Genomic DNA, 19,865 nt, shown 5'->3' with positions numbered 1-19,865 from the left:
CCCGCCTGACGAAAACACAGGTTTTCTTACGTTTTAAGAAAGGCGCTCCCGCGTATCCGGAAACGCCTTTGCCCGTATTAGGACTCTACCGTCCATATATCTCCATCATTCTCGGCCTTCAGGCCCATCTGCTGTAGGAATGAGATCGGAACGAAAGCGCGTTTGCCAATGGACAAGAGCTTCTCCGAAGCATCGCCCGCCTGTACGCGGTAGTCCCGCTCAAGCATCAGCTCACCTGTCTTCAGTGCTTCTGAAGGGCTCACTGCTGCCTCGCTGCTGCCCGATCCACCCTTCTCAAGGGTAAACGAATGGTTCACATTATCCCATGTAACTCCATAGCCTTGTTCGCCAAATGCAGCCAGATCGACGTAGGTCGCTTGGTTATATGTGACCAGCGGATAGCTTTTGCCTTCCCATTGCAGTGTGCCTCCGGAAGAGGCCGCACTCACCCGCTCGAAGTGGCTCCGCAGCGGCTGGCCGAGACGAACCTTCTTATTCATCTTGCCATTATCCAGCGCCACTTGACCCGATACCAACACATAGTTGATGCCCTCTGACATGAGATCTGGCTGCTCGACTGTAGAGCGGTCACGGATCGTGTCATAGTTGAAAATCACGATGTCCGCATCCATCCCTTTGGCAATACGGCCCTTCTTGCGCAGCGCCGGTGCCTGCTTCTCCAGACGTTGCGCCGGCATGAGGCTCAGCTTGGCAATTCCGTCCATCAGCGACATGACCTGCTGCTCCCGGACGTATAAACCGATCGCACGCGCAAATGTGCCTGAAGCACGCGGATGGTTGTTATGGCCGGGCTCCAGAATGGCATCGCTGCCGATCATCACATATGGGGCCTGGAATGCTTCCACGACGGCCTCTGGCGGAATCGCGTATGCGACAGCCAGCTTGCCCTGCTTTTGATACTTGGCGAAGCTCTCCTGCGTCAAACGTTCGGTCGTTCCTGCAATTTGCAGGTCGTTATAGGAGATGCGGAACCGTTCCTGCCAGCCCTTGTCGAAACGGGCCGAATTCAGATACGTCCCCCAATAGTCGTAAGGATATGTGCAGGCCGTGATATCATAACCTTTCGCACGCGCTTCGTCGATCAGCGCGAGTGCTTCCTTCATCGAGAACGTACCGCCCGTGCTGTTGATATGATCGATATGAACCGCCGCACCCGTCTTTTCCCCGTACGCGATCAATTCCTTCGTTCCTTCAATTTCAGTTCCGGGTTCCGAAGCATCGGAGTAACGGCCATGGAAGTAAACGGGGACGTTATATTCCTGTGCCAGCTCCATCAGCGGGATGATTTCTTCTGCCGATATCCCTGGTACGTATTCCAAGCTGAACGAGATGCCCAACGCTCCGTCATTCAGCGCCTTCTCCGCATCCTTCGTCAGCTTGTCGATCTGACTTTGCTGGGCTGCGTCGTAGCGGCCTAGCTTGAATTGATTGCGGGCTTGTGTATAGAAGAACGATGCGCCGAAGCTTACTGGCGGCATATCACGTTCATAATGCGCATACCATTGCTTGGGCGTTGAAGTGCCGCCGTGCATCGCAATATTCGAAGTCACACCGTCGCCGATCTTCTGCCATACACCAAGCGGATTGGGATCATAAGATAGATTGTCGATGAAGCCAGGCGAAACCACCTGCCCCTTCGCATCGATAACCCGCTTCCCCTTGAGAGGTTTTGCTGTGACGACACCTATCGTCCCCTTGCTAATCCCGACATTCAGTCCCTCGTGATCCAGCTTCGTCTCCGGATTAACGACGCGTCCGCCGGCAATGACGATATCATACTCCTTATTGAGGTCCTCTTCGGTTACGCCGGCCTCCAGCAGAGCAAGCGGATCTTGGTCCGTGCCTTCTTCACCCTTGCCGTCATCCTTGTTGTCATCCTTGTTACCATCCTTGCCACCGGCTTGTCCTTTATCCCCCGGTGCTGTATCTTTCCCGCCATTCTCTTCAGTCGTCATGCCAGAACCTTTGCCAGGCTGATCCTCACCTTGAAAGTACGTGTAAGCCCAATACCCCACCAATATGACAACCAGAACGGCAGCAATCGCCATGAATGCGCGCATCGGCCCCTTGCCGCTCTTCCTTCTTTGATTCCTATTCATCCAATATCCTCCTGCCCCGTTAAACATAAAAGAACCGCCCTCGCAGGAGGGCGGCAATCTTTGCAATGCATTTTCCGCCTTATTTCCAACACTTACCTATCATCCTACTATGTCAACGGACAAATCGCAAACGGCTAACCTGTCGCCATTTCTTCTTCGGAAGCGGATGATACGGCTCCATTCACGATCATTTTCTCACAATAATCGATAATGTCACTGCGGCGGACAATTCCAATAAACCGATTCATATCGTCAATAACCGGTACGAAGTTCTGCAGCTTCGCCAATGAAACGAGATCCACCATATTGGCGTCGATCCGCACAGGACGATGAGCAAGCCGCAGCTGCACGTCCGAGAGCTTGACCTTATGTGTATGATCGAAGGTCACTTCCGGGTTGTTCTTCATGTACCACAACAAATCGCCTTCGGTTACCGTACCGGCATAGCAGCCTTCACGATCCAGAATCGGAACGGATGTATAACGGTGATGCTCCATCCGCTCCAGCGTTTGTCTGAGCGTCGCCTCCAGCGTCAGGCAGACGACTTCTTGCTTAGGCAATAAGAAAAAAGCAATATTCATGATTCATTCTCCTACTTCCTCGATTTATTGCGCTAATCATCGGATGGAGATTGCAAACTTACCTATGTCGTGAATCTACTCTTCTTCAGTTGATCCAGCCGACAACGATTTGACCGGCGTTTGTGGCTTCTGCTTATATTGGTCCGGCAGCGGCAATTGTGCCTTTGTCAGTTTGGGATCAAGCCACCCTTTAATTAGAACTTTAACTTTCTCCAAATCCTCATCATCGGCAAAATAATACCATGTTCCACCCGATGTCTTCCGCCCGCCTTCGCCCTTCAAAGTATGGCTGTAGATCGTGCGGTTGCTGGTGGACAGCATGCTCTTGGCTAAGTCAATGATGTGGTCAGGGGTAAGATCTGTGGTGAAATTATCACCCATAATGTCCATTAGCTCCGGAATCTTGGTCCACTGTTGGACTTCCGATGCTTTATTCATAATAGCATTGAGAAAGACCTGATGTCTTCCCGTCCGGCTCATATCTCCACCCGCATCTTCACGGAAACGAACATAATTTAACGCATCCTGGCCATTATACACATCTTGACCGGCTTTAACGATAAACTTCTCATGGTCCTTGTCGTCATTGACCAAGTCCTCGGTTATGGGCAGGGAGATCCCGCCCATCGCGTCAATGACATCACGGAACCCTTTAAAATTAATGGTCGTATAATGATCCACGCGGGAATCAAATAAGTGCTCCACCGTTCCAACTGACATTTCAGCGCCGCCAAAGGCATACGCATGGGTTATTTTATCCTCCCACGGATCGCCGTTCTTCTTGGTTTTGCCTGCAATTTCGGTATACGTATCCCGGGGGATCGATATCATGAGAATCGAGCCGTCCACAGGACGAACGACGGTATAGATCATCGTATCCGACCGTCCGATTTCTTTATCCCTTTGGTCCACGCCGAGCAGAAGAAGCGAGAACGGATCCTCTTTCTTATAGACGACCGGTTTCGTTTCACGGTTTGGCAGCGGTTTGTATGATTGGCCGAGCTTTTCTTTCACTTTATCTTTTAGGAATACATCAAAGCCCCATGTAGCAAGCATACCACGGTTATAATACCCTGCAGTACCGACAAGCAAGACCACGGCGAGCAGTGAAATAATCCACTTCCATTTACGCGATAATCGTTTGTCTGATTTCATTTTGACAAGGACTCTCCTATCTCCTTTAACTATATAAACCTTTAGTCTTTATTTTAAACGATTGATAAGGTTCGAAAGTTACAAAACCATTACGTTTTTGTGTTGGATAGGAAAGTAATTTTTGTAAATTTAAGATTGGGTTATATTGGCGAGCGGGTTCCGGGCATAGTTTGAAGCGAATCGGAATAAGGATGATTAGGACAAATTCCAGAAAGGGTGACTTCCTTCATGCAGCCTTACATGCCGGATCGCTCATCAACCGGCTTAGACCCGCGTGTCGTCGGCTTATTATGTTATCTGGGGCTCTTTGTTACCGGATTGTTGTTTCTTGTGCTTGAAAGACAGAGTCGCTTCGTCAAGTTTCATGCGATGCAATCCGTCGTGGTGTCGGTTGCTTTCATGGTTATTAATATTGTGCTCGGCATCCTGCCGATTATCGGCTGGTTAGTCGGCCTAATTCTGGGACCGGTTAGTTTCATTCTCTGGATTGCCTTAATGATTCTCGCCCTTCAGGGCCGATGGTATAAAGTACCCATTCTCGGCGAATTCGCAGAACGTCAATCCCAGCATCTATGAATCATTATCCGTCATATTTCCTTGCGCGGCAATACGATTCTGGCAACAATTATTCATTGCCTGTCCCCAATTCTGAACCAGTATCATGACCATTCCATTAATTCGGATACACAAAAGGCGCCAACCGGTATGAACCGATGGCGCCTTTTGTTGGACATGATACTATTCCGTAGTGTAAGGCAGAAGCGCGATTTGACGCGAACGTTTGATGGAAATTGTCAGCAAACGTTGGTATTTTGCGCTTGTTCCTGTTACACGACGCGGCAAAATTTTTCCGCGCTCACTAATAAATTTACGGAGCAGATCCGTGTCTTTATAGTCAATGTGCGTGATTTTGTTAGCCGTGAAATAGCAAACTTTACGACGTTTGTTACGGCCTTTACGACCGCCGAATTTACGCTCTGGGCGCTCTCCGCCGTCTTCTCTTTGTTTGAAGCTCATTGTCATCCGTCCTTTCTGTTAAAATGGCAAGTCATCTTCCGATATATCGATCGGGCGTCCGTCGTCTGAGAACGGATCACGATTGTCATTCCTGGATGAGCCACCGGATCGGCCACCGCCACCAGAGGAGTTTCCTCCACCTTGGGAACCGCCGCCTTGGCTGCCCTGGCCACCTTGTCCGCCATAGCCGCCTCCGCCACCGGAATTGCCACCCTCTTCACGCGAGCCGCCTTCACGGTTTCCAGACTCCAAGAAACGAACGTTGTCGGCAATAACTTCCGTCACATAGACGCGCTTGCCTTCGTTGTTCTCGTAGTTTCGAACCTGAATTCGGCCTTCGACCGCTGTTAAGCGACCTTTGCGCAAGTAATTGGCGCATGTTTCCGCTAGCTGACGCCATGTAACGACCGGGATAAAATCAGCTTCCCGCTCGCCTTGTCCGCTTGTGAACGGACGGTCCACGGCTAACGTAAATTGCGTTACCGCAACGCCCGCCGGTGTATAGCGCATTTCTGGATCCCTCGTTAATCTGCCGATCAGAATAACACGGTTCAACATCGTTTATCGCCTCCAATCGATCCTTACGTAGAACTAAGCAACGTCTTTAACGACTAAGAAACGGATAATTTCATCCGTAATCTTCATTACGCGATCAAGTTCAGCTACAACTTCTGGCGTAGCGTTGAAATGAACGAGTACGTAATGACCGTCGCGATGCTTGTTGATCTCATACGCAAGGCGGCGTTTACCGATCACGTCATGCTTCGTGACTTCTCCGCCGTTGGAGATGATGCCTTGGAACTTATCAGTTACGGCTTGCACCGTTTCTTGTTCCACGTCCGGACGAATAATGTACATCACTTCATATTTGCGCATTCTGATTCACCTCCTCTTGGACTAGCGGCCCCCTGAAAAAAGGGAGCAAGGAGCGAGTTTAATTCTCGCATACCATATTACTATACCAAAGTGAATAGGCTCTGACAAGTGCAATGTCTGTGTGGTTCATCCTCATTCTGGCGTTCATGATTCGGTTTCAATGGACACACACTATACATCGGATGTGACCATCACCTTATAATCATGGATGGTCGGACCTTACAGGAACGCGAAGGAGGTGGAGAATGTGGGCGAATGGACAGAATTCAGACCTGGCGACCGCGCGCCGAATGATGGCACCTACATCGAGATCGGCGAAGCTTCTTTTCATATGGGTATTAATAATCCCAAGAAAGTGCATTTAAGTAAGGGCGAGCGTTTCCCTCGCACATCAAATAGTGACCGCAAATGGAAGAAGCTGAATTAATTTGATGGTCCATGAATAATCCTCTGGATCCATGAGCATTATATTTCGTGACGGTGTGAAGAGAGGTGTGGTTCCATTGAACCGTATGGAGCAAGGGCCGCAATGGTGATTTTGTCCACTAAAGCATAAAGAAGAAGCGAGGGGTTGTGCCAAAGACTAGTGTCTGCAACACACGCACATCGGGTAAAAGCGATGAACCGACATTTCTTACGAGCAGCAGTGAAGACTGATTACAAATTCGATCATCCACCGTCAGAGGGGGCTCGCAAGAGCCCTTTTCTTATGTCCTCCGTAAGTACTACACACTCTCCTCAGATGAAGGAAGGCGGATAGCCGGCTTCCGTTCAGAGTGGCATACAGACAACGGCATCCGCTCGGCCACAGTCCCTGGATCGCCGCCGACCAAGGTTGTTTCAGCACCGCCGCGAACGAACTCGAAGGTTATCATCGAATTATAGATCTTGGTTACAAAGAAAAAGTTGCTCGTGCCGTATTGGCTCACCCATCTATCTGTCTAACTGCCTGCACCTCATTATTTTCCCACTAACAACCCTGCCCGTCAGTCTACATCTTACCCTGTGATTGTAGAAATCTACATCAAAAAAGCGACTCCAATGGAGTCGCTTGAATTGTATGTATGGCGGAAAGGGTGGGATTCGAACCCACGCACGCTGTGACACGCCTAGCTGATTTCGAGTCAGCCCCCTTGGGCCTCTTGGGTACCTTTCCATTCCGTCAGCAAAAATTATCTTATCATGCAGCTTGTCAGAATGCAAGCATTTTTCAAAAAAATTTAAGCTTCCATATTGCCCTCAGCTGCATCCAGATTTGACGCATTAGATCGGAGCACTTTTTTCATGTTTTTCTCGAATTTCGCTCTCGGTATGAGCACGCTATGCTTGCAACCAACACATTTGATTCTTATGTCCATCCCCATTCGGATGATCTCCATTTCATTCGCCCCGCATGGATGGGGTTTCTTCATCTGTACGATGTCCCCTAGCTCAAACTGCTTGCGTTCCACACCGATCCTCTCCTCTCCTACAGTTTTATCCCTCTACAAGCTCGTAACCCCCACCATCACGGAGCTGAAAAATGCCGCGGACTTCCACCTTTTCATTCACGATCACTTCCTGGACCGTTTGTAAATCTTCCTCTGGAAAATGGATAGAGAGTGCACACCCAGCTGTTATTTCCTTTGGGGTTGGACATATATCTATCTCAATATCCGCATACTCTAGCAGCATTTCTGCCCGGAGGGCTTGCTGCGTCGAATCGAATGCTATCAACACCGCCGCTCCTCCTTCATCATCATTAATCGTTTTATTACGGTACCGGCAAGTATAAAATGGTTGTCCGATCCATATACTAGCTAGTAACGAAACCTATTCCAGCATGGCAGCCCTAACAAATGAGAGATTCATGAGAACATCTTATTTCTGAGAGAAAGCATTGCCTTTTGTAACCAAGGCGGGAGGGGATTTAATGAGATTAGCTGGAGCGAAAGAAACGCCCTTGAAAGTACCCTACACGGAACCCAATGTGACTGGTTTGCTCATTAATCGCCTTACCTACCTGTTAAGCAATATCCCTGCAGATGCCAGGCTAGTCATTGTTTGTGTCGGTACGGATCGTTCTACAGGCGATGCGCTTGGTCCCCTTGTCGGCACTAATTTGAGTAAATACCGCAGTCCCTTCTTCGAGCTTTACGGAACGCTGGAGGAACCCGTCCATGCCATGAACTTGGATGAAACGCTTCAGCATATAAGCAAGCATATCCGGAAGCCCTTCGTAATCGGGATCGACGCATGCCTAGGTCAAGTCGCGAGCGTAGGAAGCATTCAAGTCGGTTCCGGTCCTGTCAAACCCGGCGCCGGTGTTAACAAGGAACTCCCTCCCGTAGGCGATATACATATTACGGGAATCGTCAATGTCGGCGGTTTTATGGAATATTTCGTGCTGCAGAATACTCGACTCCATCTGGTTATCCGTATGGCCGACATTATTGCGCATAGCTTGTTCTCTGCCGTTGCGAAAAGTCTCAGACCCGCTATTCCCGCTGCGACGCAAGACTAATCGCCTTGCGTTCTTCCTGGGTTAGCGCATACTCCGACTCGCCCTTCTTTACCGGTTTGGCGTAGACGTACGTTTGATCCCTGCTGTGAAGACCGCTAAGCACTAAACCGTCCTCAACATCATTCACGATCGCAAGTGAGAAGCTTAAGTCACTCCCACTATCCGCGAACGGGTTATAGCGGTGAATGCCGATGTTTCCTTTTTTCGTTCGAAGCGTTCGCGCGATTTGTTCCATGCCCTCCATCAGCACGGCATAGTTTTGTTCCTGAGTATGGAGGCGTTCCTTCAATCCTACAATAATATGCTCCAAATCCTCAACTTCCGTTCCACTCATGAATCGCGTGTAGCTTTTTCGAAGCCGCTTCAATTTCCCGCCGAGAACAAAAGTGCGAATTAACAATAATAGTGTAACAAGGAGTAAGGCAATGGTCACCAAGTCCATTGGCCGCAGGTCGATTTGATTCATTTTGTTCGTTTCTCTCCCCCATTAAAGCCCGTTAGCTATAATGTCGTTTAATTTCTTTGACTGCTTCAATAAGAGCGTCCACTTCCTTATCCACCGTAAAGCAACCTACACTGGCACGTATTGCTCCAGTTTCAAGCGTTCCGACCATCCCATGCGCTAAAGGTGTACAATGAAATCCAGATCGGACAGCGATGTGGTAGTGCTGATCCAAGATAAAGGCTGCCTCCGAAGGATCTACACCTTGAATGATAAATGAAACAATACCTGTTCGATCCCGACCTAGGCTCGGACCTAGTATGCGCACGCCGTCAACCGCTAGCAAGCCTTCCATCAACCGCTGCGTGAGTCCCCACTCCTTAGTATGGATTTTTCGAGGTGTCTCATGCAGGACGTATTGAACACCGGCTTTCAATCCAGCTAGACCCGGCGTATTTTGCGTCCCTGCTTCATAACGATCTGGACGTACATTTGGTTGTTCTGCAGATTCCGATTGACTCCCTGTTCCACCATGGAGCAGCGGAACCAGATCGATCTGAGGGTGGATATAAAGCCCTCCTGTCCCCTGCGAACCCAGAAGACCTTTGTGCCCCGGAAAAGCCAGCAGATCAATCCCCATGGCCTCCACGTCTATCTCAGAAACTCCTGCCGACTGGGCTGCGTCCACCAGCAGCTTTATGCCGTGTTTCCTTGTAATAGAACCGATGTCCGCTATAGGAAGGATTGAGCCAAGAAGATTGGAACTGTGATTAACAACGACCAGCTTTGTATTAGGCTGAATGGCCTCTTCCACCCGTTTGGAGTCAAGGTGACCCTGTTCATCCGTATCCAGATAAGTAACCTCAATTCCCGCTGATTGTTTCAGATATTCCAACGGCCGCCGCACTGAATTGTGCTCCACCGCTGTCGCTATCACGTGATCGCCAGGCAGCAGAATGCCTTTGATGGCCATATTCAAACCCATTGTTGTGTTTAATGTGAAAGCTATATCATTCGGATTAGAGATACGAAACAGTTTGCCCAGCTGTTTCCTTGTATCGAATAGAATCCGACTGGCACGCACCGCCATTTGATGGCTGCCTCGCCCAGGGTTAGCCGCATCATGTTCCATCGCGTTCACCACCGCTTCCATGACACTCGGCGGCTTGGGCCAAGATGTCGCAGCATGATCCAAATAAATGACACTCGGTGTATCATGAACCCGTTCCAAGCGACTCCCCCCTTTCCTTTGTTTTTCCTAAAAAGTCTCATTTGCCGTTATCTCAATAATAGCATACCCGAGCGTCATCTTCACCTTAACGATGACGCTCGGGTATGCTATATTGTTTATCTCTTCTATTTAATTAGGCCATTTGCTGTAGCAGCTCCAACAGTCGTTCCAAGTCCTGCTTATTATAATAAAGAAGTTCAATTCGACCTTTATCTTTCTGCTGTTTAATTTTCACAGTTGTTTTGAACTTATCACGCAGCGTTTCCTCTACTTGCTCCATATATGGATCGCGTTTCTTGGCAGATGGCTTTGTTTTGAGAGGTAGCTTCTGATCCAGCTTCTGAATCGCTTCTTCTAGATCCCGCACACTCCACTCGTTTACCATGGTCTGCTCGGCTAGTTCTTTTTTACGCGAATCTTCTTTTACACCGACTAGGGCTCTGGCATGCCCCATCGATAATGTTCCACGTGAAACATTTTCCTTAATCTGTTCCGGCAATGATAGAAGCCGCAGGAAGTTCGCAATGTGGGATCTCGACTTACCCACCTTCATCGATAATTCCTCTTGCGTCAGATCAAATTTATCCATTAATGCTTGATATGCAAACGCAAGCTCAATTGCATTCAAATCTTCACGCTGCAGATTCTCGATCAACGCAATTTCCATGACTTGCTGATCCGAGAAATTACGAACAACAGCCGGTATAGTCGGGTTGCCACATAGCTGGGAGGCACGGAATCGGCGTTCACCCGCTATAATTTCAAACCCCTTCAATACCGTTCTAACGATAATCGGTTGAATGACGCCATGCTGCTTAATGGATTCAGCGAGTTCACGAATGGCATCATCATCGAACGATTTACGCGGTTGATACGGGTTCGGGCGGAGCTGGCTGAGAGATACTTCAACCACCTTATCATCTTCATTTACAGAAAGCGACGGAATAAGCGCATCAAGTCCTCTACCTAGCCGCTTGCTCATATGTGATCACTTCCTTTGCGAGCTCGAGATAAACCTCGGCTCCTTTAGATCTTGGATCGTACGTAATAATGGATTGTCCATGGGATGGCGCTTCGCTCAACCGAACATTGCGCGGTATTATCGTTTGATATACTTTTTGTTGGAAATACTTTTTAACCTCTTCTATAACTTGAATACCCAAATTGGTACGTGCATCGAACATCGTTAAGAGCACGCCTTCAATTTGAAGACTCGTGTTTAAATGCTTCTGAACGAGACGCACTGTGTTAAGCAGTTGGCTCAAACCTTCTAGTGCGTAATACTCGCATTGAATCGGTATAATTACGGAATCGGAAGCTGTCAGGGAGTTAATCGTCAGAATGCCCAGGGATGGCGGACAATCGATCAGGATGTAATCATATTGACTTTTAACGAGCTGGAGCGACTTCTTCAGTCTTTGTTCACGAGAAATCGTGGGTACGAGCTCGATTTCCGCCCCGGCGAGTTGAATCGTAGCCGGAATCATATAGAGTCCCTCTATATTGGTCGGCACTGTCGCATCCTTCGGGTGAACGTCATTAATGAGCACATCGTAGATACAATGCGCCACATCTGCTTTATTAATGCCGATTCCGCTCGTCGTATTCCCTTGAGGGTCTATATCGACGAGAAGCACTTTTTTACCGAGAGACGCGAGGCAAGCACCGAGATTGACAGACGTTGTTGTTTTGCCAACGCCGCCCTTCTGGTTCGTTATCGCAATCGTTTTAGACAAACCCGTTCACCTCTAATGTAGATAGCTTGTTGAACTCCGCTCGAAAAAGTACGTCTGACGTGCTTTATGTAACGGCGAGTAAAGCGAGATCTTGAACATACCTTGTTTTGCGTTCACCAAAGTAAGATTAGCTTGTAACTTGAGATCCGAATAAGCCATACTAATCTGAATCTATTTATAGTAATTAGCACATGTTTTCTAGAAAAAGGCGATGCCGTCCCGGTTACGGACGGCTCGAAGTTTCGTCAAAAGGACATATGATGTAAATCAATAGCATTACGCATCTATCTTCTCACGTTCAAGCGACATTCGCCAATTAATGAAAGAATATTAATAGAAACGAATAATTCGACGATCGCAATCGTCTACGGAAGTCATCTACCGCTTCGGAATACGAATGACAATTTCGTAATGGTCCTCATGGTCCTTCTCGTCTGTTTTGATCTGCAATCCAGAGCCTGATACCATATCAATGGACTGCCGAATTGTATTTAAGGCAAGTCGTACGTCTTTCGTAAATGAAATACGGCGCGACTTTTTTACTGAAGCAACTTCTTTATAGAACGCGACGCGAGCCTCGGTCTGCTTCACATTCAGTTCCTTCGTCATAACATCTTCTAATACTTTCAACTGGAGCTCATCCGTATCGAGCGTAAGCAACGCTCTTGCATGCCGCTCCGTAATTTTGCGTTCGATTAACGCATTTTTTACGGGTTCGCTAAGTCCAAGCAAACGAATTTTATTGGCAATCGTCGATTGACTTTTACCTAGACGCTGAGCCAAACTTTCTTGCGTCAATTGATGTAAATCAATGAGTTTCTGATAAGCTACAGCCTCTTCGATCGCAGTTAAACCTTCACGTTGAAGATTTTCGATGAGTGCTATGGAAGCCGCTTGGGAGTCGTTGAATTCCCTCACAATTGCAGGGACAGTATCTAAACCTAACTTTTTAACTGCGCGCCAACGCCGTTCGCCTGCAATAATCTCATATCGTCCGTTCCGAACACGTACGACAATTGGCTGTATGACCCCATGTGTCTTAATTGTTTGGCATAACTCATCAATTCGATCATCATCAAACACGGTGCGAGGCTGATACGGACTTGTGTCAATTTCGCCTGTCGCGAGCTGTTTTACTTCATCCTGATTGCTTTTCTGGTCGCTCAGGCCGAATAATCGTGAAAACTGTTCTTTCATCGCGTCAACTACCACCCGAATTCAAAATGCCGAGGATTGTCGATATATAAATTCGTCGGCTATAAAACGTTTTCCTGCTTGACAAGGAGAGTTTAAATGTTTTAACTAAGAAAAATGTTTCACGTGGAACATTCTCCCTTGGTTGGTATCAAACTATCGGTTGTTTTCCGGGCAATCCCGCTTTGCGCGGGTATTTCTTCGGTGTCGCCCCTGTCTTGTTAACGATAACGATGTGACGATCCGATTGCTCATGAGGCAAAGTTAAATGATGGACGTTCTGAACGTCTGCCTTCAATTCAATCAAACTATTCTGTGCTTCATTTACTTCTGATGCCGGATCGGCACCCTTCATCGCCGCAAACTTACCACCTATTCTGACAAACGGCAAACATAGTTCGTTCAGGATGTTAAGTCGCGCTACAGCCCGTGCTGTTACCACGTCGTATTGATCACGATGCTCCTTCAATCTAGCCATATCTTCAGCCCGTCCATGAACACAATTCATTTGCTGCAGGCCCAATGCTTCAATTACATGCTTCAGAAAATGAAGGCGTTTATTCAATGAGTCAACCATTGTAACCTCTAAATGAGGAAAACAGATTTTGAGCGGAATGCTGGGGAATCCAGCACCCGATCCAATATCGGCAAACCTTATCGCTTTATTCAAGTCGAGAAAGAAAGAAAGCGAAACGGAGTCGTAGAAATGCTTCTCGTACACCGCTTCCCTTTCCGTTATTCCTGTTAGGTTCATTTTCTCGTTCCATTCGACTAACAGTTGATAATAAAGGTCAAATTGCTGCAGCTGTTGATCTGTTAATGATACGCCTTCCTTATGCAGCAAATCTACAAACCATGATTCTGTGTGATTCATCATGACCCCCGTGCAGCCACAACTCGGTTATAGTGTTCCAAATACACGAGAAGAATGGAAATGTCAGCCGGCGTTACGCCTCCGATACGGGATGCCTGACCGATCGACAATGGGCGAATTTTAGCCAAATTTGTCTTCGCTTCATTCGCAAGTCCATGCACTTCAGCGTATTCGATATCTGCCGGAATCCGCTTTTTCTCCATTTTTTTAAGCCGTTCTACCTGCAAAAGTTGTTTTTCGATATACCCGGAATATTTAATTTGAATTTCAACCTGTTCTTTCATTTCATCGGTCAGCGCTTCAGGCGACGGTGCGAAAGGCTCCAAGTGCGCATACGTTACTTCCGGACGACGCAGAAGCGAAAGAGCATCCACCGTATTAGTAATCGGAGCAGAACCAATGCTAGTAAGCATTTCTAAAACATCCTGCTCAGGACGAATCTTCGCAGATTTCAACCGTTCGATTTCTTGATCGACCAACTGTTTTTTGCGAAGGAACTTATTGTGACGCGCTTCTGGAACAAGTCCGATTTCAAAGCCTAGCGGAGTTAATCGCAAATCAGCATTGTCATGCCGCAGAAGAAGACGGTATTCGGCACGAGATGTCAGCAACCGATACGGTTCGCTCGTTCCTTTCGTTACCAGATCATCGATGAGCACACCAATATATCCTTGGGAACGGTCGATAACAACCGCTTCTTTCCCTTGCGCTTTGCGCGCCGCATTGATACCCGCCATAATACCTTGGCCTGCTGCTTCTTCGTATCCTGACGTTCCGTTGATCTGCCCTGCTGTAAATAAATTCGGCACTACCTTCGTTTCCAGCGACGGCCATAGCTGGGTCGGAACGACCGCATCGTATTCGATGGCATAGCCGGTTCTCATCATCTCAACACGTTCTAGTCCCGGAATGGAACGCAATATGTTTAACTGTACATCTTCTGGCATGCTAGTCGATAGGCCTTGTACGTAATACTCCGAGGTATGCTTTCCTTCCGGCTCCAGAAAGATCTGATGCTTCGGCTTATCGGCAAACCGTACAATTTTATCTTCAATCGAAGGGCAATAGCGAGGACCCGTGCCTTCGATCGCGCCGGAGAACATAGGGGCTCGGTGGAGGTTGTCATTAATAATGCGATGTGTTTCCTCAGAAGTATATGTCAACCAACAAGGCAGCTGCTCGTTATCCGAATATTCCGTTTCATAAGAGAAGAATTTAGGATTCTCGTCTCCCGGTTGAATTTCGGTTTTATCGAAATCGATCGTATCCTTGTGAACACGCGGCGGAGTTCCCGTCTTGAACCGAACCAGCTTGAGACCGAGTTCCTTCAAATTCGCGGATAAATTTACAGAAGGCTGCTGGTTATTCGGGCCGCTCTCATAGATCAATTCACCCATAATGATTTTGCCGCGCAAATAGGTTCCAGTGGTTAACACGACCGTTTTCGAGCGATATTCGGCACCGGTTTTCGTTATGACACCCACACATTCGCCATTCTCCACAATCAGTTCTTCCACCATGCCTTGACGAAGCGTCAAGTGCTCAGTCTCTTCAATCGTTTTCTTCATTGTATGCTGGTAAAGGAACTTATCAGCCTGCGCGCGCAAAGCGTGAACAGCAGGTCCCTTACCTGTATTAAGCATTCTCATCTGAATAAAAGTCTTGTCGATATTACGCCCCATCTCGCCGCCAAGCGCATCGACTTCCCGCACGACATGACCCTTTGCTGGTCCACCGATCGATGGATTGCATGGCATGAATGCGACCATATCCAAATTAATCGTAATCAGCAGCGTCTCGCAGCCCATTCGGGCAGCGGCCAATGCCGACTCACAGCCGGCATGTCCAGCGCCAATTACGATGACATCATATTGTCCTGCATCGTATTTCATCTATAATCCCTCCATCACGAGCTTTGCTTTCAACCTCTTTTTGTTATGATAACAATCCCCATCAAAATTGGAAATTAGTATTGTTTGTTATTTACCTAAACAGAACTGAGAGAAGATCTGATCAATGAGCGATTCAGATACCGAATCACCAATCATTTCGCCAAGTTGCTCCCAAGCTGTCCGAACATCAATTTGCACAATATCAATCGGAATTCCGATGTCGATCGCTTCCATTGCGTCCGTTAACGATTTGCGTGCTTCATGCAGAAGCGTAATATGGCGAACATTGCTGACATAGGTCAAATCGGCACTTTCCAGCTCCCCTCCGAAGAACATGTCGCGAATCACCCGTTCCAATCGGTCCAGTCCGATCTCTTCTAGAACGGACAACTTGACGATCGACTCCTCGGAGAAGAAATGTCCGAGCTCAGAAGGATCCAAATTGGAGGGGAGATCCGATTTGTTCAATAGAACGATAACAGGCCGTCCTTGCAACTGCTCCATCAATTGACGGTCATCCTCATGCAGCGGTTCATTCGCGTTCAGAACGAACAGGATTAAATCGGCCTGCTCCAGGGCACTGCGAGAACGCTCCACACCAATTCGTTCGACGACATCCATCGTTTCACGGATCCCTGCCGTATCTAATAGTCGCAGCGGAATTCCACCTAATGTAATGTACTCCTCGATGACATCTCTAGTTGTGCCAGGAATGTCAGTAACGATTGCCTTGTTCTCTTGAACAAGCGCATTAAGCAGCGAAGATTTACCGACATTCGGACGTCCTACAATAGCCGTCACAATGCCTTCTCGTAATATTTTGCCTTCCTCCGCTGTTTTTAGCAATCGGTCGATTTCCATACAAGCATGCTGAGATTTCTCATGGATGAATTGATTGGTCATCTCTGTAACATCATGCTCCGGATAATCAATATTCACCTCAATATGAGCAAGCAGCTCGACAAGCTGATGGCGCAGCACTTTAACTTTACGGGATAACGCCCCTTCCGCCTGCTTCATGGCGACGGAGAAGGCCCGGTCAGACTTCGAGCGGATGAGATCAATCACAGCCTCGGCTTGGGTGAGATCAATCCGCCCGTTAAGAAACGCCCGCTTCGAGAATTCGCCAGGCTCTGCAATCCGAACGCCGCCCTGGCGCAGCAGCAGCGCGAGAACACGCTTCACCGCAATTACACCGCCATGCGTGCTGAGCTCGACGACATCCTCTGCCGTGAACGAACGGGGGCCGCGCATAATGGTGAGCAATATTTCCTCCACTACTTCACCATTATCCGGATCTACGATATGGCCGTAATGTACCGTATGCGAAGGCGCTTCGACAATATTCGATTTGGAGCGAAACAATTTCGCCGATTCGGTTACAGCATCTGGACCGCTTACCCGAATAACGGCAATGCCGCCTTCCCCAACGGCGGTTGAGATGGCGGCAATCGTATCAAGTGTCATCATTTCAGTTAAACTCCCTTTAGTAAAGCTAAGGCTAGCTTCACCTTCCACTAATTAAAAAAATGAGCAATGACCGTGTTGCAAGCCATTGCTACATCTCGTTATGCGATCATTGCTTCAATGAAATAACAACGCGCCGATTGGGCTCGTCGCCTTTACTGTATGTTTTAACTTTATCGTGGTCCTGCAGCTGCGAATGAATGATTTTTCTCTCTTGAGGCGACATAGGTTCCAGAACGACTTCTTTCCTCGTTCGGATGACCCGGCCTGCAAGACGATCTGACAAATCCTCCAATGTCTTTCGACGACGCTCGCGAAAATCTTCCGCATCGAGAATAATACGTAGATGACTGTCGGAATAACGGTTGGCCACAATATTGACCAAGTATTGCAAGGCGTCTAACGTTTGCCCGCGGCGACCGATAAGCATGCCGAGATCACCGCTTCCAGAGAGCGCAAACATCAACCCCTCTTTCGTCTGAGTTCGGGTGATGTTCAATTCAAGGCCCATCGTACGGGCAACCTCGATTACAAAGTGTTCCACTTCGGCTACCGGATCCGCAGCTGCCGGTTCAGGCTCAGGGATCAGCGTGAGCTCCACCTTCGCTTCCTTCACACCGATCAGGCCGAACAGCCCTTTGGAGGGCTGCTCCATAACCCTGACCTCAACACGATCCTCCGCTACTTGCAATTCCTTTAATCCGTTTCGTACAGCATCTTCAATTGTTTTTCCCGATGCTACGATTTTCTTCATTTCGCAGGGACACTCTCCTTACCCTTGGATGAGGAACGTACGTATAGGAAATAGTTTTGAACGATCGTATACAGGTTACTGAATATCCAGTACAACGGCAGCGCAGCCGGGAAGGACAGCGCCATGACGAAGATCAAGACCGGGAATATGAGCATAATTCCCTGCATCATCGGCATCGTCTTTTGTTGAGAAGCCATCATTTTTGATTGGACGAAAGTCGTCAATGCCGCTAGTACCGGCAAAATATACGCATACCAATCCTGCTCATTGACGGGCACGCCCATCTTAATACCGAGGAACGAATGCTCTCGAATGAGCGGATTCCAATAGATCGAGTTATACAACGCAATGAAAATCGGCATTTGCACAATAAGCGGCAAACATCCAGCGAGCGGATTGACTTGATGCTGTTGGAACAGCTTCATCGTTTCTTCCTGCTGCTTCTGCGGGTTGTCTTTATGTTTCTCTTTAATCTTGGCAAGCTCAGGCTGCAGTGCCTGCATAGCTTTAGAACTGCGGTACTGCTTCAACGTAAGAGGCAAAATTAAGGTACGAACGATAATCGTCAGCAGCAAAATAGCCAATCCGTATTCGCCGCCGAACCATGTTGCAAATGTATCGAGCATTAGCGCGAACCAATACACGACATTCTTTTCCCAGAAGTTGCCTTGCAGCAAATCTTCTGTCTTTACCGTGTGGGTCGTTGAGGGTGCGCAACCCGATAGAACGAGGGTGATTAGGACGAGCGCTAACACGGTAAACCATGTACGTTTTGAAATCCGGGACAACATGAAAACTCCTCTCTAGAGTACCATTGCATTCAAGCGAAAAGTGCTTCTTTGGAAGCGCCCTCGGCCCTTATTCATCCATTTAAAACTATAGCATATTTTATAGAACAAGGAAACAAGCCCTCACGCTGGAAAACCAGCAGAAAAGAGCCTGTTATTTAGGCGCTTTCAACAGTCCTGCCCGCTTAAGGACATGCAGCATACTGCGCTCTAATTCCTTCATCTTCATCCCGACGGCTGGTTTACGCACGATGACGATAATATCGACATGCTCCGTTAGGCGATCGACCTGGTGACGGGCGATTTCCTTGACCTGCCGGCGCATTCGGTTTCGGACCACGGCGTTGCCAATTTTTTTGCTGGCCGATACCCCTAACCGGAAAGGTTCGGCTTTCGGTTGACGCGACCAATAGATAACGAACTGGCCGTTCGCAAAAGACTTGCCGTTCCGATAGATGCGGCTGAAATCTTCACGGTTGCGTAATCGTAATTTTCTTTGCACGTCTGCTCTTCACCGAACCTTCACTTTATCAATTATTGCCCAATGCGTCCGGCATAAACGGTGCATCATTCCAGAAGCTCACTTTTTCCCCTTATAGACGAACTCGCCTTCAAGGACGGCGCGAGCCGTTACTCTTGAGTTCGTTTCAAAAACGTAGAGCTCCTTCTTTATTCATAAAAAAAAGACCACGGGATGTGGTCTTCTGCTTACGCGCTCAGTACTTTTCTGCCCTTTTGGCGGCGGGCGCTCAATACTTTACGTCCGTTTTTCGACGCCATCCGTTTGCGGAACCCGTGAACCTTTTTACGTTTGCTTACATTCGGTCTAAATGTCGGTCTCAATTGCTTGCACCTCCCGTGTCCATATTCCCTCGCCTGGCGAAATGCTATTTCTCGTCGCTAGTACAACGGACCACTTCTCATTTAAAAACGCTTTTTCTATTTAACCATGATGACAGCAAAATGTCAACTGAAAGCCCTTCTATCTAAGGAACGCTAACGCAGCCCGATCACTTGGGGCCGTCCCCCTTATAGGAAGAGATTCATCAACACTGTGGATAAGAGTCAAAATAAGCACCATTCCGTCGAAAATTAATAACATGTGGATGAAAATTATTTGAATTCCACGATTTATGTTGAATCTTAACAGGATGTAAACAATATATAGTGTTGTCCATAACTTTTATACACAACCTATTGAATTTGTGGATAAAATCGAGCAAATCGTTGAAATA

The 19,865-nt window shown here is 47.9% G+C and carries 23 protein-coding genes and 1 tRNA gene; 3 read left to right on the top strand and 21 right to left on the bottom strand.

Features of this window, described 5'->3' with window-relative positions; all coding sequences use genetic code 11:
* Window positions 1-77: 77 nt before the first annotated feature.
* The 3 genes from NNL21_RS32445 to NNL21_RS32435 form a co-directional block, all read right to left on the bottom strand.
* Window positions 78-2,120 (bottom strand): amidohydrolase family protein, encoded by a 2,043-nt coding sequence (locus tag NNL21_RS32445; protein ID WP_256555636.1) that lies wholly within the window; start codon window positions 2,118-2,120, stop codon window positions 78-80.
* A 134-nt stretch (window positions 2,121-2,254) separates the two neighbouring features.
* Window positions 2,255-2,701 (bottom strand): CBS domain-containing protein, encoded by a 447-nt coding sequence (locus tag NNL21_RS32440; RefSeq protein WP_204822383.1) that lies wholly within the window; start codon window positions 2,699-2,701, stop codon window positions 2,255-2,257.
* A 75-nt stretch (window positions 2,702-2,776) separates the two neighbouring features.
* Window positions 2,777-3,856 (bottom strand): LCP family protein, encoded by a 1,080-nt coding sequence (locus NNL21_RS32435; RefSeq protein ID WP_204822382.1) that lies wholly within the window; start codon window positions 3,854-3,856, stop codon window positions 2,777-2,779.
* Window positions 3,857-4,084: 228 nt separating this feature from the next.
* Here NNL21_RS32435 and NNL21_RS32430 point away from each other — a divergent pair, with 228 nt between their 5' ends.
* Complete coding sequence (locus tag NNL21_RS32430) at window positions 4,085-4,432, top strand: DUF4870 domain-containing protein (protein WP_204822381.1); 348 nt, start codon at window positions 4,085-4,087, stop codon at window positions 4,430-4,432.
* A gap of 162 nt (window positions 4,433-4,594) precedes the next feature.
* Here the strand turns inward: NNL21_RS32430 and rpsR are convergent, their stop codons facing one another.
* Genes rpsR through rpsF form a run of 3 tightly spaced genes read right to left on the bottom strand, consistent with a single transcriptional unit; the run spans window position 4,595 to window position 5,749 of the window.
* Entirely contained in the window at window positions 4,595-4,873 is a 279-nt protein-coding gene (gene rpsR, locus NNL21_RS32425) for a 30S ribosomal protein S18 (protein WP_204822380.1), read from the bottom strand.
* Window positions 4,874-4,891: 18 nt separating this feature from the next.
* Window positions 4,892-5,431: a single-stranded DNA-binding protein gene (gene ssb / locus NNL21_RS32420; RefSeq protein ID WP_204822379.1), complete on the bottom strand. Its 540-nt coding sequence runs from the start codon at window positions 5,429-5,431 to the stop codon at window positions 4,892-4,894.
* Window positions 5,432-5,464: 33 nt separating this feature from the next.
* Entirely contained in the window at window positions 5,465-5,749 is a 285-nt protein-coding gene (gene rpsF, locus NNL21_RS32415; RefSeq protein WP_204822378.1) for a 30S ribosomal protein S6, read from the bottom strand.
* 247 nt (window positions 5,750-5,996) lie between these two features.
* Here rpsF and NNL21_RS32410 point away from each other — a divergent pair, with 247 nt between their 5' ends.
* Complete coding sequence (locus NNL21_RS32410; protein WP_204822377.1) at window positions 5,997-6,176, top strand: YjzC family protein; 180 nt, start codon at window positions 5,997-5,999, stop codon at window positions 6,174-6,176.
* Between the two features lie 638 nt (window positions 6,177-6,814).
* On the opposite strand, the gene NNL21_RS32405 is transcribed toward NNL21_RS32410, so the two are convergent.
* The 3 genes from NNL21_RS32405 to NNL21_RS32395 form a co-directional block, all read right to left on the bottom strand.
* Window positions 6,815-6,905 (bottom strand) — tRNA-Ser (locus NNL21_RS32405).
* A 64-nt stretch (window positions 6,906-6,969) separates the two neighbouring features.
* On the bottom strand, window positions 6,970-7,200 hold the full coding sequence (locus NNL21_RS32400; RefSeq protein ID WP_204822376.1) for a DUF951 domain-containing protein: 231 nt from the start codon (window positions 7,198-7,200) through the stop codon (window positions 6,970-6,972).
* A 25-nt stretch (window positions 7,201-7,225) separates the two neighbouring features.
* Window positions 7,226-7,468 (bottom strand): putative Se/S carrier protein, encoded by a 243-nt coding sequence (locus NNL21_RS32395; RefSeq protein ID WP_204822375.1) that lies wholly within the window; start codon window positions 7,466-7,468, stop codon window positions 7,226-7,228.
* Between the two features lie 193 nt (window positions 7,469-7,661).
* Between NNL21_RS32395 and yyaC the strand changes: the two genes are divergently transcribed.
* Window positions 7,662-8,252, top strand: a complete 591-nt coding sequence (gene yyaC, locus NNL21_RS32390; protein ID WP_204822374.1) for a spore protease YyaC — start codon at window positions 7,662-7,664, stop codon at window positions 8,250-8,252.
* Here the strand turns inward: yyaC and NNL21_RS32385 are convergent.
* The 12 genes from NNL21_RS32385 to rpmH form a co-directional block, all read right to left on the bottom strand.
* Entirely contained in the window at window positions 8,227-8,718 is a 492-nt protein-coding gene (locus tag NNL21_RS32385; RefSeq protein ID WP_204822373.1) for a DUF4446 family protein, read from the bottom strand. The genes yyaC and NNL21_RS32385 overlap by 26 nt on opposite strands.
* Before the next feature lie 31 nt (window positions 8,719-8,749).
* Window positions 8,750-9,925, bottom strand: coding sequence for an aminotransferase class V-fold PLP-dependent enzyme (locus tag NNL21_RS32380; protein WP_204822372.1), 1,176 nt, complete (start codon window positions 9,923-9,925; stop codon window positions 8,750-8,752).
* A gap of 133 nt (window positions 9,926-10,058) precedes the next feature.
* Window positions 10,059-10,907 (bottom strand): ParB/RepB/Spo0J family partition protein, encoded by an 849-nt coding sequence (locus tag NNL21_RS32375; protein WP_204822371.1) that lies wholly within the window; start codon window positions 10,905-10,907, stop codon window positions 10,059-10,061.
* Entirely contained in the window at window positions 10,888-11,661 is a 774-nt protein-coding gene (locus NNL21_RS32370; protein ID WP_204822370.1) for a ParA family protein, read from the bottom strand. The genes NNL21_RS32375 and NNL21_RS32370 overlap by 20 nt, the downstream gene beginning before the upstream one ends.
* Window positions 11,662-12,039: 378 nt before the next feature.
* Window positions 12,040-12,858 carry a nucleoid occlusion protein gene (noc, locus tag NNL21_RS32365; protein WP_204822369.1) on the bottom strand — a complete coding sequence of 273 codons (819 nt, stop codon included), beginning with the start codon at window positions 12,856-12,858 and terminating at the stop codon, window positions 12,040-12,042.
* A 148-nt stretch (window positions 12,859-13,006) separates the two neighbouring features.
* Window positions 13,007-13,729 (bottom strand): 16S rRNA (guanine(527)-N(7))-methyltransferase RsmG, encoded by a 723-nt coding sequence (gene rsmG / locus NNL21_RS32360; RefSeq protein ID WP_204822426.1) that lies wholly within the window; start codon window positions 13,727-13,729, stop codon window positions 13,007-13,009.
* Window positions 13,729-15,621, bottom strand: a complete 1,893-nt coding sequence (mnmG, locus tag NNL21_RS32355) for a tRNA uridine-5-carboxymethylaminomethyl(34) synthesis enzyme MnmG (protein WP_204822368.1) — start codon at window positions 15,619-15,621, stop codon at window positions 13,729-13,731. The genes rsmG and mnmG overlap by 1 nt, the downstream gene beginning before the upstream one ends.
* 87 nt (window positions 15,622-15,708) lie before the next feature.
* Complete coding sequence (mnmE, locus tag NNL21_RS32350; RefSeq protein ID WP_204822425.1) at window positions 15,709-17,088, bottom strand: tRNA uridine-5-carboxymethylaminomethyl(34) synthesis GTPase MnmE; 1,380 nt, start codon at window positions 17,086-17,088, stop codon at window positions 15,709-15,711.
* A gap of 109 nt (window positions 17,089-17,197) precedes the next feature.
* On the bottom strand, window positions 17,198-17,842 hold the full coding sequence (jag, locus tag NNL21_RS32345) for an RNA-binding cell elongation regulator Jag/EloR (protein ID WP_204822367.1): 645 nt from the start codon (window positions 17,840-17,842) through the stop codon (window positions 17,198-17,200).
* Complete coding sequence (locus NNL21_RS32340) at window positions 17,839-18,633, bottom strand: YidC/Oxa1 family membrane protein insertase (protein ID WP_204822366.1); 795 nt, start codon at window positions 18,631-18,633, stop codon at window positions 17,839-17,841. Before NNL21_RS32340 ends, jag begins: the two co-directional genes overlap by 4 nt.
* A gap of 151 nt (window positions 18,634-18,784) precedes the next feature.
* A complete protein-coding gene (gene rnpA / locus NNL21_RS32335; protein ID WP_204822365.1) occupies window positions 18,785-19,132 on the bottom strand; it encodes a ribonuclease P protein component in 348 nt (115 codons plus the stop codon).
* Window positions 19,133-19,338: 206 nt separating this feature from the next.
* On the bottom strand, window positions 19,339-19,473 hold the full coding sequence (gene rpmH, locus NNL21_RS32330; RefSeq protein WP_204822364.1) for a 50S ribosomal protein L34: 135 nt from the start codon (window positions 19,471-19,473) through the stop codon (window positions 19,339-19,341).
* Window positions 19,474-19,865: the final 392 nt, after the last annotated feature.

Source organism: Paenibacillus mendelii, assembly GCF_024498075.1.
GTDB classification, from domain to species: Bacteria; Bacillota; Bacilli; order Paenibacillales; family Paenibacillaceae; genus Paenibacillus_Z; species Paenibacillus_Z mendelii.
This window is presented reverse-complemented; position numbering and strand designations above follow the sequence as displayed.

What these genes read in the sequence shown, in the direction of transcription:
- noc (WP_204822369.1), bottom strand. Translation starts at nt 12,858, where the DNA reads ATGAAAGAACAGTTTTCACGATTATTCGGCCTGAGCGACCAGAAAAGC.
- mnmE (WP_204822425.1), bottom strand. Translation starts at nt 17,088, where the DNA reads ATGACACTTGATACGATTGCCGCCATCTCAACCGCCGTTGGGGAAGGC.
- mnmG (WP_204822368.1), bottom strand. Translation starts at nt 15,621, where the DNA reads ATGAAATACGATGCAGGACAATATGATGTCATCGTAATTGGCGCTGGA.
- rsmG (WP_204822426.1), bottom strand. Translation starts at nt 13,729, where the DNA reads ATGAATCACACAGAATCATGGTTTGTAGATTTGCTGCATAAGGAAGGC.
- NNL21_RS32430 (WP_204822381.1), top strand. Translation starts at nt 4,085, where the DNA reads ATGCAGCCTTACATGCCGGATCGCTCATCAACCGGCTTAGACCCGCGT.
- NNL21_RS32435 (WP_204822382.1), bottom strand. Translation starts at nt 3,856, where the DNA reads ATGAAATCAGACAAACGATTATCGCGTAAATGGAAGTGGATTATTTCA.
- rpsR (WP_204822380.1), bottom strand. Translation starts at nt 4,873, where the DNA reads ATGAGCTTCAAACAAAGAGAAGACGGCGGAGAGCGCCCAGAGCGTAAA.
- NNL21_RS32385 (WP_204822373.1), bottom strand. Translation starts at nt 8,718, where the DNA reads ATGAATCAAATCGACCTGCGGCCAATGGACTTGGTGACCATTGCCTTA.
- NNL21_RS32340 (WP_204822366.1), bottom strand. Translation starts at nt 18,633, where the DNA reads ATGTTGTCCCGGATTTCAAAACGTACATGGTTTACCGTGTTAGCGCTC.
- yyaC (WP_204822374.1), top strand. Translation starts at nt 7,662, where the DNA reads ATGAGATTAGCTGGAGCGAAAGAAACGCCCTTGAAAGTACCCTACACG.
- jag (WP_204822367.1), bottom strand. Translation starts at nt 17,842, where the DNA reads ATGAAGAAAATCGTAGCATCGGGAAAAACAATTGAAGATGCTGTACGA.
- NNL21_RS32440 (WP_204822383.1), bottom strand. Translation starts at nt 2,701, where the DNA reads ATGAATATTGCTTTTTTCTTATTGCCTAAGCAAGAAGTCGTCTGCCTG.
- NNL21_RS32375 (WP_204822371.1), bottom strand. Translation starts at nt 10,907, where the DNA reads ATGAGCAAGCGGCTAGGTAGAGGACTTGATGCGCTTATTCCGTCGCTT.
- NNL21_RS32445 (WP_256555636.1), bottom strand. Translation starts at nt 2,120, where the DNA reads ATGAATAGGAATCAAAGAAGGAAGAGCGGCAAGGGGCCGATGCGCGCA.
- rpsF (WP_204822378.1), bottom strand. Translation starts at nt 5,749, where the DNA reads ATGCGCAAATATGAAGTGATGTACATTATTCGTCCGGACGTGGAACAA.
- ssb (WP_204822379.1), bottom strand. Translation starts at nt 5,431, where the DNA reads ATGTTGAACCGTGTTATTCTGATCGGCAGATTAACGAGGGATCCAGAA.